This is a genomic window from Enterococcus canintestini, assembly GCF_001885735.1.
Lineage (GTDB): Bacteria > Bacillota > Bacilli > Lactobacillales > Enterococcaceae > Enterococcus_C > Enterococcus_C canintestini.
The window spans coordinates 206,754-222,910 of the sequence record NZ_JXKG01000001.1; the positions used below are offsets into that span (position 1 = coordinate 206,754).

Below are 16,157 nucleotides of genomic sequence, written 5' to 3' on the forward strand. Positions count from 1 at the left end.
GACTGGATTAGCCGGTTCGCTTTTTTTTGTCGTTTATAAAGTCGGGTATCATTAAAAAAAAATTCTTTAACTTGGTTAATGGAAAATGAGAAAAACGAATACTTCTTCTTTAATTTTTATCTGCTAATAATTTAATAGTAAAAAGCAGTGGGATTTTTAGGATCAGTTTGTAAGAGGATCTGAAAATTTCCCATACTTTTAAATTAGCGACTGCTGTATTTCACGAAAAATAAAAAATAAAAAAGCTGTTGACAGCGCTTTCTTTAATCTGTTACAATAACTATAAATTAAATAGACCAAAGCAATGGATAGTGATTGTTTAATTACAAGCTAAACCTAATGAGAAGATGCCGTTATTTTGCGTGCCCTCATTAGGTTTTTTATTTGTCCATTTTTAAAAGGAGGGTGAAAATCTTATTAAGAAAACAAGATGAAAATGTAAGCGTTGACAAAAATAACGGTTATTAGTATCATCAAACTATAATCTAAATGAGTTTTATATTAATTTTAGATTAGTTTAAGCGTGACGTGGAGGCCGACACTGATGCAAATTAAAAAAATATTGAATAACAACGTAATTATTACAACAGATAAGCACAATAACGAGCTTGTCGTAATGGGAAAGGGGCTTGCTTTTCAAAAAAGAATAGGAGATGAAGTGGTTGAATGTCAAATCGATAAGACATATCGTTTGTCAAACTCTGATTTAAATACAAAGTTACAAGAATTATTAGAAGACGTACCAATTGGTTATTTAGAACTTGCTACAGTGATTATTGATAGTGGGAAAGAAAAATTGCATACTTCGTTAAATGATTCCATCTATATTTCGTTAACAGATCATTTACACACTGCTATTCAGCGCGTAAAAAACAATATCCGGGTGCCAAACTTATTACTTTGGGATATTAAACGCTTTTTTATGGTCGAATATCAGATTGGCAAAGAAGCAGTAGCACTAATAAAAAGACGTTTTAAAGTCGATTTGGGTGAGGATGAGGCCGGTTTTATTGCTTTACATCTCGTCAATGCCCAAACAGAAATTGAGAATGATAACGTATATGTTATGACAGAATTGATGCAAGAAATTATTCGAATTGTCAGCTATTATTTTAAAGTTCAATTTGATGAAGAGTCGGTTTATTATTACCGCTTTTCTACTCATTTACGTTTTTTTGCTTCACGTATTATGAATCACCGTCAAAACGAAGGAGAAACAGATGAAGAGTTACTTTTAATCATTCAAAAGAAGTATCGTAATGCTTACAATTGCGTTGAAAAAGTGAATCAATATGTTGTCAAAAAATATAACTATTATATGTCCAATGATGAGAAATTGTATTTAACCATTCACATTGCTAGGCTAGTTCAAAAATTAGGACAAGAAGAAAAGAGCATTACTAGCACAAATAAAAAATAATTGGAGGAATTGTTGTGGGAAAATATCACGATTTAGCCGAAAAAATTGTTAGTAACGTAGGTGGCAAAGAAAACATCAATAGTCTTACGCATTGTATCACGCGTTTACGTTTTAAGTTAAAAGATGAAGGTAAAGCCAATGATGACGTTTTAAAAAATATGGATGGCGTTGTGACGGTTATGAAAAGCGGTGGTCAGTATCAAGTGGTAATTGGCAATCACGTTCCAGATGTTTATGCCGAGGTATTAGAAGTTGCTGGAATTTCTGGTGAATCAGAAGAAGTAAGCAGTGATGGCAATATCTTTAATCGTTTAATCGATATTTTAAGTGGTTGTTTCCAACCTTTCTTAGGTGCTCTTGCGGCAGCCGGGATGATTAAAGGGTTAAATGCCCTATTAGTTTTCTTAGGAACGTTGGGTTGGTTTACTTATACAGCGCAATCTGGCACTTATATGATGTTAAATGCGATTGGTGATTCCATCTTTTACTTTATGCCGGTTATTTTGGGTTATACTGCTTCAAAAAAATTCAATTTAAATCCAATGATTGGTATTACGATTGGGGCAGCTCTTGTTTATCCAACTATTCAAGGCTCTGCTTTACAAGCACTAGTAGAAGAAGGAGCGAATGCACCTTATAGTATCTTTGGTTTACCGGCTTATACAACTTTCTTAGGTATTCCTTGGGTAGGGGCAAACTATACTAGTAGTGTGGTACCAGTAATCTTTATTATCGCTTTTGCCGCTCAAATTCAAAAACTGATGAAACGCATTATTCCAGCTGTTGTTCAAACTTTCTTAGTTCCATTTTTCGTTTTATTGATTTCATTACCAGTTGGATTTTTAGTAATTGGGCCAGTTATTAGTATGTTAACAGACTTACTAAGTGCAGCTTTCCAAGCTTTAATGACCTTCTCACCGGCATTGTACGGGATCATCTTAGGTTTCTTCTGGCAAGTATTAGTAATTTTTGGTTTACACTGGTCTGTTGTACCATTAGCAATTATGCAAGTAACACAAGAAGGTTTCTCACAAGTGTTAACAGGTTCATTTGCAGCCAGTTTTTCCCAAACAGCAGTTGTCTTGGCGATGTTCTTTAAATTAAAAGACAAAAAATTAAAAGCACTTTGTCCACCGGCAATTATTTCAGGTATTTTTGGGGTGACAGAACCGGCTATTTACGGAATTACATTGCCTAAAAAGACCCCATTTATCTTTTCAATGGTTGGTGGTGCGATTGGCGGCTTAATTTTAATGGTAAGTAATGTTACCGCTTACACTATGGGTGGTTTAGGAATTTTTGGTTTCTTTAATTTCATCACACCAGAAGGCGACGCTTCCAGAGTAGTTCCTTCTATTTTAGCAGTTTTAGTCGCTTGTGGGATTAGTTTCTCTCTTACTTTCTTCTTTTGGAAAGATCAAACAGTTGAAGTTGAAGAAGGACAAGCGGCAATGGAAGTTAGAAAAGAAATTGTTACAGCCCCAATCAACGGTGCCATCATGCCACTATCAGCTTCAAAAGATGAAGCATTTGCGCAAGGTATTTTAGGAAAAGGTGTCTTAATTCAACCAGAAAGTGGTGAAGTAGTAGCACCATTTGACGGAACTGTTATGACGTTATTCCCAACTAAACATGCTATTGGTCTAGTTTCTGAGAATGGTCTGGAATTATTAATTCATATTGGAATTGATACGGTCCAATTAGATGGCAAGTTCTTTACCCCTCATGTTAAACAAGGAGATAAAGTAAAACGAGGACAAAAATTGATGAGTTTTGATATTAAGGCGATTCAGGCTGCGGGTTACAGCGTTGAAACTCCGGTAATTGTGACCAACTCAGCAGATTACTTGGATATTTTAGAAAGTGACAAGTCAAATGTCGCTAGCGGTAGTGATGAGTTAATTACTGCATTAGCATAAAAATAAGACGGGCTGACAGGAAAGTCAGCTCGCCTTTTTCACCTAAATTAGTCGGTTGCGGTCATTAATTTGGAGTAAAAGAATCGTGAATTTGGACAGGTGGTTGCTTTTTTTCAGCCATAATGGTGGAACTAATTTGCCGATGATCAATTTTTTGACCGATTTTAATGAGATGATCTAATTCTTGTTGATAATTTTCAGCAAAAACGATGCTGTATAAGACGTCTAGTAAATAAGTGATTGATAAATTTGTTGTAAAATTACCTATTTTAGAATAAAGGCGTTCTCTAGTGGTCATTTGTAGGACACAAGTGGCAAGTTTTGTTAAAGAATTATCCCCAATACTCGTAATTGCAATAAAAGGGACTTGCTGCTGAATTAAAATGTTCGCGGTTTGCAAAATCATTTTATTTTCACCGGTATAAGAAATAAGAATGGCGATATCATTTATGGTTAAATTGTAGGCTTCATAGGCTGTTTCTCCTTGAATTTGACTAGTTGTGACGATCTTACCGATTCGGTTCATTTTAACTGCAAAATCTTGGGCGATTAATGTATTGGCATTATTTCCAAAAATTCGTGTCAGACGGGCGCCTAATAAAAGTTCTTTAGCTTTTTTTAGACTATCGTGTTGCAGTAGTGACAATGTATCGCTAATGGTGGTTTGTTCTAATTGTGCGAGTTTACTGGCGATGCGCATCAAGCCGTCTGTTGGCGTAAATGGTAAATTTGCGTCAACGGTTTGAAAGTGGTGCGTGAGGTATTCTTGTTCTTTAACAAAAGCGATTTTAAATTCTAACCAGCCGTTAAAATCTAATTTTTTGGCAATTCGAATGAGTGTAGAGGGATGAACAAATACAGCTTCTGCCACTTCTTTAATTGTTAAATTTAGACTTTGGGGACGATTTAAAATATAATCAATGACATTTTGTTCAGCCGTTGAAAAATTGGTTTGACGGATCTTTTCTTGAATTAGCATAGATAACCTCTTTTTAAAATTATTTACATTTATTATACATCATTTGTAAATATTATTTACAAAAAGCGAAAAAAATTTCCTTTAAATTGTAAACGCTTTATGAGTTACGTGTTATTCTATTGTTTTCATACAACAACTCATCAATAATGAAATTATCAAGTCAGCAAAGGAGCAGACAATATGAGAAAAGGCGTGAAAATTGCCACAATTGGTGGCGGTAGTAGTTATACTCCGGAGTTAATGGAGGGCTTTATTAAACGATATGATGAATTACCCATTGCAGAAATTTGGTTAGTTGATATTGAAGCAGGAAAAGAAAAGCTAGCAATTGTGGGGGCAATGGCACAACGAATGTGGGATGCTTCACCTTATGATGTTAAAGTCCATTTAACTTTAAACCGCGAAGAAGCACTAAAAGATGCTGATTTTGTGACTACCCAATTTCGTGTTGGCTTATTAGATGCCCGTGTCAAAGATGAAAGAATTCCTGCTTATTATGGCATGTTAGGACAAGAGACAAACGGTGCGGGTGGAATTTTTAAAGCTTTTCGTACGGTGCCAGTTATCTTAGAGATCGTCGAAGATATGAAACGTTTATGTCCCAATGCTTGGCTAGTTAATTTCGCCAATCCAAGTGGCATGGTAACAGAGGCGATTGTCCGTTACGGTAAATGGGACAAAGTAATTGGTTTATGTAATGTACCGGTAATGGCAACCATGTTAGAACCTGGTTTACTGGGTAAGAAAACAGATGAGTTAATTTATAAATTTGCGGGCTTAAATCATTTTCATTGGCATAAAGTCGCAGACGACAAAGGGCAAGACGTCACCATGGAAATCATTGATCAAATGTACCAAGAAGATAACGGCTTGCCAAAAAACATTTATGATATTCCTTTTGAGCGTGATTTATTAGAACAAATGAAGATGATTCCATGTGCGTACCATCGTTATTACTATCAAGAAGAAGAAATGTTAGCACATGCATTGGAAGAATACCGCACTATTGGCACGCGGGCCCAACAAGTAAAACGCACGGAACATGAATTGTTTGAATTATATAAAGATCAAAACTTAGATCATAAACCAGAACAATTGTCTCAACGTGGAGGGGCGTATTATTCCGATGCTGCCTGTGAAACGATTGCATCGATTTATGCTAATAAAGAAACACAGATTGTCGTTTCAACAAAAAATAATGGGGCTGTGCCAGATTTACCGGCCGATTGTGTCGTCGAAGTAACCGCTTATGTAGGAGCACAAGGAGCGCGTAATGTTGCTTTTGGTCCATTACCAACCGCAGAAAGAGGCTGGTTACAAGTGATGAAAGCAATGGAATTATTAACGATTGAAGCAGCAGTTACAGGTGATTATGGCACAGCTTTACCGGCGTTTACCTTAAATCCACTAATCACTTCTGGAAAAACAGCCAAACGCGTTATGGACGAACTATTCATTGCGCATAAAGATTATTTACCAAACTTTAAAGAAACAATTGAACGTTTAGAAAAAGAAGGTATCAAAGTCCAAGATGAAGTAGTGCGTTCAATGGATCTAGTTAACGTCTAAATATTTCTTCAAATTAAAAGGAGATAAGGTAACTTATTAATTTATTGCCAAGATGAAACGAATAGCATAAAAAATATGGATGATTAGCTACTTTTTAGTAGCACTAAAGGTAATCAACAAAAAGATAAAAAACGGAGGCTTTATGATGGGATTTAGAAAAGACTTTTTATGGGGTGGCGCAACAGCTGCCAATCAATGCGAAGGGGGCTACAATGAAGGTGGTCGTGGTTTAGCAAATGTGGATGTGGTTCCAATTGGACCAGATCGCTTCCCTGTGATTACAGGAGAAATGAAAATGTTTGATTTTGATGACGAACATTTTTATCCAGCAAAAGAAGCGATTGATATGTATCATCGTTGGCGCGAAGATATTGCCTTATTTGCTGAAATGGGCTTTAAGACATATCGTTTATCTATTGCTTGGAGTCGAATTTTTCCTAAAGGTGACGAAAAAAAACCAAACGAAGAAGGTTTAAAATTTTATGAAGATATTTTTAAAGAGTGTAAAAAATACGGGATTGAACCATTAGTAACGATTACACATTTTGATTGTCCGATGCACTTAATTGAAGAATATGGGGCATGGCGCAGTCGCGAATTAATTGGTTTTTATGAAAACTTATGTCGAGTTATTTTTAACCGGTATAAAGGACTAGTAAAATACTGGCTGACCTTTAATGAGATTAATATGATTTTGCATGCACCATTTATGGGAGCAGGCCTTTATTTTGAACCAGGTGAAAACAAAGAACAAGTGAAATATCAAGCAGCTCATCATGAGTTAGTGGCGTCAGCATTGGCCACTAAAATTGCTCATGAAGTAGATCCAGAAAATCAAGTAGGCTGTATGTTAGCAGCAGGAGCTTATTATCCTTATTCTTGTAAGCCAGAAGATGTTTGGGCTTCGCGGAATAATGATCGTGAAAATTATTTCTTTATCGATGTTCAATCTCGTGGTGAATATCCGGCCTATGCGTTAAAAGAATTGGAACGCAATGGGATTGAATTGAAAATGGAAGCTGGCGATTTAGAGTTATTAAAAGAAAATACAGTGGACTTTATTTCATTTTCATATTATTCATCTCGAGTTTCAACTACTGATCCAGAATTATTGGAACAAACAGAGGGGAATATTTTTGCTTCTGTTAAAAATCCATACTTAAAAGCAAGTGAATGGGGTTGGCAGATTGATCCGTTAGGTTTACGAATTACATTAAATGATATTTATGATCGTTATCAAAAACCATTATTTATTGTGGAAAATGGTTTAGGCGCTGTGGATACTCCTGATTCAGATGGTTATGTTATTGATGATTATCGGATTGAATATTTAGCAGCTCACATTGCCGCTATGAAAGATGCAGTTGAACTAGATGGCGTTGATTTGTTAGGTTATACAACTTGGGGTTGCATTGATTTAGTGTCAGCTGGCACAGGTGAAATGAAGAAACGTTATGGCTTTATTTATGTCGATCGCGATAATGCTGGTAATGGTACATTAGCACGTACTAAGAAAAAATCTTTTGACTGGTACAAACAAGTTATTGCGACCAATGGTGAAGATTTAAGTGCAGAATAATTTTGAAGCCAGCTGCAATAGGCTGGCTTTAAAAAAGTTACAGGAGGAAGATAGATGAGTTTTCGTAAAGATTTTTTGTGGGGTGGGGCCACAGCAGCTAACCAATACGAAGGTGGCTATTTATCAGGTGGAAAAGGTTTAGCTACTCTAGATGCCATTACTGGTGGTAGTAAAGATCAGCCGCGAATGATTACTTTTAAAACAAAAGATGGAGAAATAAAAGAAGTTACTCGGGAAGAAGCATTGCCAGTTGGTGCAGTAGGGTATGTTGATCCAGATAAATATTATCCTAGCCATGTTGCAACTGATTTTTATCATCACTATGAAGAAGATATTGCTTTATTTGCTGAAATGGGCTTTAAGTGTTTTCGTATGTCGATTTCTTGGGCGCGAATTTGTCCGAAGGGAACAGATGAAATAAATGAAGCGGGTTTAGCTTTTTACGATGCAGTTTTTGATGAATTATTAAAATATGGAATTGAACCGGTCGTGACCATTAATCATTTTGATATTCCAATGTATTTAGCCGATGAATTAGATGGTTGGAACAATCGGAAAACAGTCGATTATTTTATCTTCTTTTGTGAAACAATTTTTAAACGCTATAAAGACAAAGTGAAATATTGGATGACCTTTAATGAAATTAATTTTTTGAGAAGCTGGACCCAAATTGGGATTCATCAAAACGATAACCAGCACCGTTATCAGGCGATTCACCATCTGTTTGTTGCCAGTGCCAAGGCGGTAATTTTAGGGCATGAAATTAATCCAGATTTTCAGATTGGGATGATGGTAGCGTATATTCCAAGTTATCCTATGACCAGTAATCCAGAAGATGTCATGGCAGCGTTAGAATTTAATCGCGGACAAGAATTTTTCATTGATGTGCAAGTGAAAGGTACTTATCCGGCACATAAATTAAAATGGTTTGAACGGGAAAAGATTGTCATTCAAAAAGAAGCAGACGACGATGAAATTCTAAAAAAAGGGACAGTGGACTATATTGGCTTTAGTTATTATATGTCAACGGCTTCTTCGGCTAATCCGGAAAATGTAAAATATGTCGGTGGCAATCAACAACCTGCTGTGAAAAATCCTTATTTAGAAGAATCAGAATGGGGATGGACTGTCGATCCGTTAGGCTTGCGTATTTCGTTGTGTAAGTTATATGACCGCTATCAAATTCCTTTATTTATTGTTGAAAATGGTTTTGGGGCTGTTGATGTGGTAAAAGAAGACGGCAGTATTGACGACGACTATCGCATTGATTATTTCAAAAAGCATATTGCCGCAATGAAAGATGCTGTAACATTAGATGGTGTGGATTTAATCGGCTACACACCTTGGGGTTGTATCGATTTGGTGTCAGCAGGAACAGGTGAAATGAAAAAAAGATATGGCTTTATCTACGTTGATTTAGACGATCATGGCAATGGTACGTTAGAACGTTCGCGCAAAAAATCTTTTTATTGGTATAAAGATGTCATTGCCACAAACGGTGAGAATTTAGATTAATTGCAACTGTGTCAGAAGTTTTTAACTACAAAAATATGCCGACATTTTAAGAAAATTGTTACTCAAATTTTTGTGTAATTTTGTTTTTTAGTAGAAATTGCTACTGAAACAGCATTTATTTTAAAAGAGGAGGTTTGACAAGATTTTTGTCAAACCTCCTTTATTTGCAGAAATTTTGCTTGAAGTGACTTTCATTGAAAATTTAGCTAAAAATATTTCAAATGTGAAAAAAGTTGATTAGAAGTTAAAAATTAGCTGTTAGGGATTTCAATTAGTAGCAAAAAGTAATATAGTTTTAAAGTAAATAAAGGGTTATAAGCAGATTATTAGACAGCTAAAACTATTTAAACTAGAGTTAGCTTACTAATAGAAAGTAAGTGGAGGGAAAGTAAATGTATGATGTAATCGTGATTGGGGCAGGTCCTGCAGGCATGACCGCAGCACTATATGCATCTCGTTCTAATTTATCAGTTTTAATGATTGAAAGAGGTGCTCCTGGTGGTCAAATGAATAATACCGCCGAAATTGAAAACTATCCTGGATTTGAATCTATCATGGGTCCAGAACTTTCTATGAAAATGTACCAAAATGTCGAAAAATTCGGCACGAAAAATGAATACGGTATTGTTCAAGAAGTAGTTGACCATGGTGATTATAAAGAAGTTATTACAGAAGAACATAGTTATCAAGGCAAAAGTGTTATTATTGCTACTGGTTGTGTGCATCGCAAATTAGGTGCTCCTGGCGAAGAAGAATATGCGGGGCGAGGGGTTTCTTATTGCGCTGTCTGTGACGGTGCATTTTTCCGCAATAAAAAATTAATCGTTGTCGGTGGGGGAGACTCTGCAGTCGAAGAAGCTATTTACCTAACTCAGTTTGCCAGTGAGGTAACGATTGTTCATCGTCGGGATGAATTACGGGCCCAAAAAATTATTCAAGAGCGCGCTTTTGCCAATGAAAAAATTAATTTTATCTGGGATTCTGTAGTTGAAGAAATTAAAGGCAATGATATGGTTGTCACAGCGGTTAATATTCGCAATCTTAAAACAGATGAAGTTTATGAAGAAGCTGCTGATGGTATCTTTATTTATGTTGGTTTAGAGCCGTTATCTGCACCATTTACGAAATTGGAAATTTTAGATGAAGCCGGTTGGTTAATAACAGACGGTAATATGAAGACTGCTATTCCTGGCATTTTTGCTATTGGTGATGGTCGTGCCAAAGATTTACGGCAAATTACGACGGCTGTCGGAGAAGGCGGTATTGCCGGACAACAAGTCTTTCAATATTTAGAAAACTTAAAAGATAGCCAAGCAAATCTTAAATAATACAAGTTTAATCATGATTGTTACAAGTTGTTATGACAGTTCAAAAAAATCCGAGTAAGGTATTGGCAAATTTTTGTCAGCAACTTACTCGGATTTTTCATTTAGCGAAAGGGCATATCTAATTTCTACAAACGAAACTTTTTGACTTAGCTTTTTCTAATTATTTAAATATAACAGCAGGTTTTTGAAGAAATTTGTTTTGTTTGAAAGTTGAAAAAGTATTTTAAAAACATTGTTAGGAAAGATTGTTGGCGTTCTCAAAGGGAAATGATATACTTAAAAAGTAATTAAAAAACTGAAAGAGGTGTTATTTCATGTCTTGGGAACAAGTCTATGAACAATGGGTAAACGATGAAAATTTAGAAGAAAATTTGAAAAAACAATTAGCTGATCTAAAAGAAGATCCTGAAAAACTAGAAGACGCGTTTTACGCACCTCTGGAATTTGGTACTGCTGGCATGCGGGGGATTTTAGGCCCTGGTATTAACCGGATGAACATTTACACTATTCGTCAAGCAACAGAAGGCTTGGCACGTTTTATGGATGAACAAGATGATGAAACAAGACGTCGTGGTGTGGCGATTGCTTATGATTCACGTCATATGTCACCTGAATTTGCAATGGAAGCAGCAAAAACATTGGCAAAACACGATATCCCCTCATTTGTTTTTGAAAGCCTACGTCCAACACCAGAATTATCTTTTGCAGTACGCTACCTAAAAGCTTTTACTGGGATTATGATTACCGCTTCGCACAATCCAGCTGCTTATAACGGCTATAAAGTATATGGTGAAGATGGAGGGCAAATGCCACCAGCAGATGCTGATGCTTTAACGACATTTGTGCGTTCAATTGCAAATCCATTAGAAATCCAAGTTTTATCTGATGAAGAAGTAGAACATAGCGGATTGATCAATATTGTCGGTGAAGAAATTGATACAGCTTATTTAAAAGAAATTAAATCCGTCACCATTAATCAAAAATTGATTGATGAAATGGGTAAAGATTTGAAATTAGTTTATACACCATTACATGGTACTGGCAAAATGTTAGGAGAAAAAGCTTTAAAACAAGCTGGTTTTGAAAAGTTTGTGTTAGTACCTGAACAAGCAGTAGCAGATCCTAATTTTTCAACTGTTAAATCCCCTAACCCAGAAGAACATTCAGCATTTGAATATGCTATTGCTTTAGGGAAAAAAGAAGATGCAGACTTGTTGATTGCTACTGACCCTGATGCTGACCGCTTAGGTGCGGCTGTTCGTTTACCTAATGGTGAATATCAAGTCTTAACGGGAAATCAAATTGGCGCTATTTTCACAGAGTACATTTTAGCCGCTCATCAAGAAGCTGGAACACTCCCTGATAATGCTGCTGTTTTAAAATCAATTGTTTCTAGTGAATTGCCGACAGCAATTGCTGCAAAATATAATGTCGCAATGTTAAATGTTTTAACTGGTTTTAAATTTATTGCTGAAAAAATCAAACAATTTGAAGCAGATCACAGTCAAACGTTTATGTTTGGTTTTGAAGAAAGCTATGGCTATTTAGTAAAACCATTTGTACGCGATAAAGATGCTATTCAAGCCCTAGTCTTGTTAGCAGAAGTTGCTGCCTACTACAAAAAACAAGGCAAAACACTTTATGATGGTCTGCAAACTATTTTTGAAACGTATGGCTATTATGCAGAAAAAACAATTTCTGTAACATTAAGTGGCTTAGAAGGTCCGGCTAAAATTAAAGCGATTATGAATAAATTCCGTACACAAGCACCAAGTGAAATTGGTGGCATTAATGTGGTTCAAACAGAAGATTTCAAAGCACGTACAATCGTTGGTTTAGACGGAAATGAAACGAAAATGACAACGCCAGCTTCAGATGTTTTAAAATATGTTTTAGAAGATGAAAGTTGGATTGCTGTCCGCCCATCTGGAACAGAACCAAAAATCAAATTTTATATTGGCGTAAAAGGCGCTAGTCAAGAAGATGCAGCTGAAAAAGTTGCCGCATTAGAAACAGCTATTAATGAAATAACTGCTGATTAGGAAAAGCAAAAGAGGTGTCAAAATGGATCAAGAAACAGAAATTATGCAGGTGAGTCGACTTTTTAAAGTTTTGGCAGATAAAACACGACTTAAAATTTTGTTGGCGTTAAAAAAAGGTGAATTAAATGTGACAACAATCGGTGAAGTCGTGGAGATGGAACAATCAGCTGTATCCCATCAATTAAAACTTTTACGAGATAGTCGCGTAGTGAAGTCACGACGAGTAGGTAAAACAGTCCTATACAGTTTAGATGACCACCATGTTTTGGATATTTTAGAGCAGACATTCGAACATATCCATCATCATTAAAACTAATCAAAGACTTTTGCGCGTAATTTATTATGTTTCTTGTCTTTACTAAAAAACTAGAGCTTTCACTATCGAAAGTTCTAGTTTTTTTATATCATTTTTGATATGCTTAAAGAAATTTCTTTGAAAACAACGAATGTATTCTAATGATTGTTCAAACAACTTTTAGGAGGTAGTATGGAAAAACGATTAAAAATTGGTCTATTAGGTTTAGGGGTAGTGGGCTCTGGTGTTGTAAAAGTTATTGCCCAAAATAGCGCAAAAATCTTATCAGCTACCGGTATTAAACTAGAAGTTGCTAAAGTATTGGTACGGGATGGTGAAGATAAAAAAGCAATTGCTGACACATACGGGTTCACCTTAGTTCAAGATATCACTGCTATCACGGAAGATCCTGAAATTGATATTGTGGTAGAAGTGATGGGAAAAATTGAACCTGCTAAATCTTTTATTCTATCAGCCCTTAAGCATGGCAAACATGTCGTATCTGCCAACAAAGATTTAATTGCCCAATATGGTAATGAACTAGTTGCCACTGCACAACAAAATGAGTGCTATTTTTATTATGAAGCAAGTGTTGCCGGTGGTATTCCCATTTTGAGAACGTTAAGCAACAGTTTTTTAGCCGATGAAATTACAGAAGTTTTTGGAATTGTAAACGGCACAACGAACTATATGCTAACTCAGATGGTGGAAAATCATCTTGCCTATGAAACAGCATTAAAACAAGCGCAAACATTAGGTTTTGCAGAATCTGATCCGACTAATGACGTCGATGGGATTGACGCTGCATATAAAGCTATTATTTTAACCCGTTTTGCCTTTGAGCAAGATTTGAAAATGGAAAATCTAACAATTAAAGGAATTCGTGGGATAGAACTAGCAGACTTAGAGCTCGCGCAACAATTAGGATATGAAGTGAAATTAATTGCGCAAACTAAAAATTCTAACAATGGGGTTTATGCAGATGTATCCCCAAAATTAGTTGCTAAAAATCATCCATTAGCCAGTATTCGCAATGAGTTAAACGGGGTTTTTGTTAAAAGTACAGGGATTGGCCAAAGTATGTTTTATGGACCTGGGGCTGGTTCTATCCCTACAGCAACAAGTGTTGTAAACGACTTAGCTGTAATTGCGCAAAATACTGCAGAAAACGTAAAGGTCCGCCCCTTTGCCAGCTATAAATCAGAAATAAAGTTACAAAAAGCTAGTGACGTTATGGGGCGTTTTTACATTGCTTTAAAAGCTCAAGATGACACTCAAGCTACTAAGATAGCTGAAATTTTAGCTGAAGAGGATTTAGCGGTTGAATTAGTGGAACAAATTAAAAATGAAACATTACGCCTAGTTTATTTAACGCAAACTATCACCTTAGAAAAGCGCGATAAAGTCTTAACAGCATTTTTGAATGCTGAAATACAAGTAACGCAAATGATGGAACTATTGGAGGGATAAAGATGTACGAAGGATTGTTAAAAACATTTAAAGATTATTTGCCAATTACGGATAAAACACCACTGATTTCATTAGCAGAGGGAAATACTCCGTTAATTCCGCTTCACAATTTGTCAAAAGAGTTGGGTATTAATCTGTATGGTAAATATGAAGGTTTAAATCCGACTGGTTCTTTTAAAGATCGGGGTATGGTTATGGCAGTAGCAAAAGCGGTCGAAGAAGGAGCGAAGGCAATTATTTGTGCTTCTACAGGAAATACAAGTGCTGCTGCTGCTGCATACGCGACACGAGCAGGTATTAAAGCCTATGTCGTTATCCCTGATGGTAAAATTGCGATGGGCAAATTAGCACAGGCAATTATTTATGGAGCGGATATTATTTCTATTCCCGGCAATTTTGATGAAGCCTTAAAAGCTGTGCGAAAAATTGCTGAAACAGAGGCAGTAGCATTAGTAAATTCTGTTAATCCTTATCGGTTAGAAGGTCAAAAAACAGCGGCTTTTGAAGTCTGTCAACAACTAGAAAAGGCACCTGATGTACTGGCAATTCCCGTTGGAAATGCCGGTAATATTTCGGCTTATTGGAAAGGGTTTAAAGAATGGCATGAAGCAAAAGGAACAAGTTTACCGCGGATGCATGGTTTTGAAGCTATGGGCGCTGCGGCTATTGTAAAAGGTGAAGTAATCGAACAACCAGAAACGATTGCTACTGCCATCCGTATTGGCAATCCAGCGAGTTGGAAATTAGCTGAGGCGGCCCGAGATGAGTCAAAAGGTTATATTGATGCTGTAACAGATGCAGAAATTTTAAACGCTTATAAAAAGGTTGCCGGTCAAGATGGTGTCTTTGTTGAACCAGGTTCAGCTGCATCACTGGCTGGGGTTATTCAACATGTCAAAGCAGGAAAAATTAAACCAGGGGAAACCGTCGTCTGTGTCTTCACTGGTAACGGTCTAAAAGATCCAGATACAGCGATTAACGAAACGGCGGTAACCATTCATAAAATGAGTGATTTAGAAGACATGCGCAATCACTTACGCCAAGGAGTGGCAAAATTATGAGAATCCGAGTACCTGCTACCAGTGCCAACTTAGGCCCTGGCTTTGATTCTTGCGGTGTAGCGCTGAATTGCTATTTATTTGTAGAAGTCATAAAAAAGACTGCAGCGTGGCAAGTAGATCATAGTTACGGAGAACTGATTCCAAACGATGAAAATAATTTAATTGTTCAAACAGCGTTGAAGATTGCTCCAAATCTTTTGCCTCATCAAATTAAAGTAGTTTCTGATATTCCTTTAACAAGAGGATTGGGTAGTAGTTCTTCGGCAATTGTAGCAGGGATTGAATTAGCTAATCGTTTGGCTCAATTAAACTTAAGTGAAAACGATAAAGTAAAACTTGCAAGTCAATTGGAAGGACATCCTGATAATGTGGCGCCAGCGATTTGTGGTGATTTGGTGATTGCTAGCGGAAATGGCGATCAGGTAAATTACGTCAAACACTATTTTCCTGATTGCCAGCTAATTGCCTTTATTCCCAATGTCGAATTAAAAACAAGTGAAAGTCGGGATGTATTACCTGCTGACTTTGCTTATTCTGATGCGGTGGCAGCCAGCAGTATTGCCAATGTAATGGTTGCCTCTTTAATTAAAGGGGACATTGTTCAGGCAGGTAAAATGATGGAACAAGATAAATTTCATGAAATTTATCGTAGTTCATTACTTGCGCATTTTGCAGATGTTCGCCAAATTAGTCATGAGCATGAGGGGTATGGTTGCTATTTAAGTGGTGCGGGTCCTACGGTGATGATTTTAGCACCAGTAAAGGCTACGGCTATAATCACCCAAAAACTTCAAGCACTTGATCAGACTGCAAAAATTGAAGTATTTCAAGTCGATCGTGAAGGCGTTCAAGTCTTTTAAAAAACGCTAGAGACTTTTAAAAGCTTTTTTTGAAGGGATTATTAGAATTCACCTTAATATTCATAAGTGATCATAAAGAGAAGACTCAATCAAAAATTGCAGTTGTTACCCTTAAAAGGG

12 protein-coding genes are annotated in these 16,157 nt (G+C 36.4%); 11 read left to right on the forward strand and 1 reads right to left on the reverse strand.

Going from position 1 to position 16,157, the window contains the following annotated elements; genetic code table 11:
- The first annotated feature begins 544 nt into the window (after positions 1-544).
- Together licT and RU96_RS00985 are read left to right on the forward strand one after the other, a co-directional pair.
- A complete protein-coding gene (licT, locus tag RU96_RS00980) occupies positions 545-1,420 on the forward strand; it encodes a BglG family transcription antiterminator LicT (RefSeq protein ID WP_071863681.1) in 876 nt (291 codons plus the stop codon).
- A gap of 14 nt (positions 1,421-1,434) precedes the next feature.
- Positions 1,435-3,339, forward strand: coding sequence for a beta-glucoside-specific PTS transporter subunit IIABC (locus RU96_RS00985; protein WP_071863682.1), 1,905 nt, complete (start codon positions 1,435-1,437; stop codon positions 3,337-3,339).
- A 64-nt stretch (positions 3,340-3,403) separates the two neighbouring features.
- On the opposite strand, the gene RU96_RS00990 is transcribed toward RU96_RS00985, so the two are convergent.
- The gene (locus RU96_RS00990) at positions 3,404-4,318 is read right to left on the reverse strand and encodes a MurR/RpiR family transcriptional regulator (RefSeq protein WP_071863683.1); all 915 of its coding nucleotides are present in this window, start codon (positions 4,316-4,318) and stop codon (positions 3,404-3,406) included.
- Between the two features lie 180 nt (positions 4,319-4,498).
- Here RU96_RS00990 and RU96_RS00995 point away from each other — a divergent pair, with 180 nt between their 5' ends.
- From RU96_RS00995 to thrB, 9 genes are all read left to right on the forward strand, one after another.
- On the forward strand, positions 4,499-5,887 hold the full coding sequence (locus RU96_RS00995; RefSeq protein WP_071863684.1) for a 6-phospho-beta-glucosidase: 1,389 nt from the start codon (positions 4,499-4,501) through the stop codon (positions 5,885-5,887).
- Positions 5,888-6,032: 145 nt separating this feature from the next.
- A complete protein-coding gene (locus RU96_RS01000; protein WP_071863685.1) occupies positions 6,033-7,466 on the forward strand; it encodes a 6-phospho-beta-glucosidase in 1,434 nt (477 codons plus the stop codon).
- A 54-nt stretch (positions 7,467-7,520) separates the two neighbouring features.
- The gene (locus RU96_RS01005; RefSeq protein ID WP_071863686.1) at positions 7,521-8,981 is read left to right on the forward strand and encodes a family 1 glycosylhydrolase; all 1,461 of its coding nucleotides are present in this window, start codon (positions 7,521-7,523) and stop codon (positions 8,979-8,981) included.
- A gap of 392 nt (positions 8,982-9,373) precedes the next feature.
- On the forward strand, positions 9,374-10,309 hold the full coding sequence (trxB, locus tag RU96_RS01010) for a thioredoxin-disulfide reductase (protein ID WP_071863687.1): 936 nt from the start codon (positions 9,374-9,376) through the stop codon (positions 10,307-10,309).
- Positions 10,310-10,623: 314 nt separating this feature from the next.
- Complete coding sequence (locus RU96_RS01015) at positions 10,624-12,351, forward strand: phospho-sugar mutase (RefSeq protein ID WP_071863688.1); 1,728 nt, start codon at positions 10,624-10,626, stop codon at positions 12,349-12,351.
- A gap of 22 nt (positions 12,352-12,373) precedes the next feature.
- Positions 12,374-12,661: an ArsR/SmtB family transcription factor gene (locus RU96_RS01020; RefSeq protein WP_071863689.1), complete on the forward strand. Its 288-nt coding sequence runs from the start codon at positions 12,374-12,376 to the stop codon at positions 12,659-12,661.
- 177 nt (positions 12,662-12,838) lie between these two features.
- The gene (locus RU96_RS01025) at positions 12,839-14,116 is read left to right on the forward strand and encodes a homoserine dehydrogenase (RefSeq protein ID WP_071863690.1); all 1,278 of its coding nucleotides are present in this window, start codon (positions 12,839-12,841) and stop codon (positions 14,114-14,116) included.
- 2 nt (positions 14,117-14,118) lie between these two features.
- A complete protein-coding gene (gene thrC / locus RU96_RS01030) occupies positions 14,119-15,177 on the forward strand; it encodes a threonine synthase (protein WP_071863691.1) in 1,059 nt (352 codons plus the stop codon).
- Complete coding sequence (gene thrB / locus RU96_RS01035; RefSeq protein ID WP_071863692.1) at positions 15,174-16,037, forward strand: homoserine kinase; 864 nt, start codon at positions 15,174-15,176, stop codon at positions 16,035-16,037. The genes thrC and thrB overlap by 4 nt, the downstream gene beginning before the upstream one ends.
- Positions 16,038-16,157: the final 120 nt, after the last annotated feature.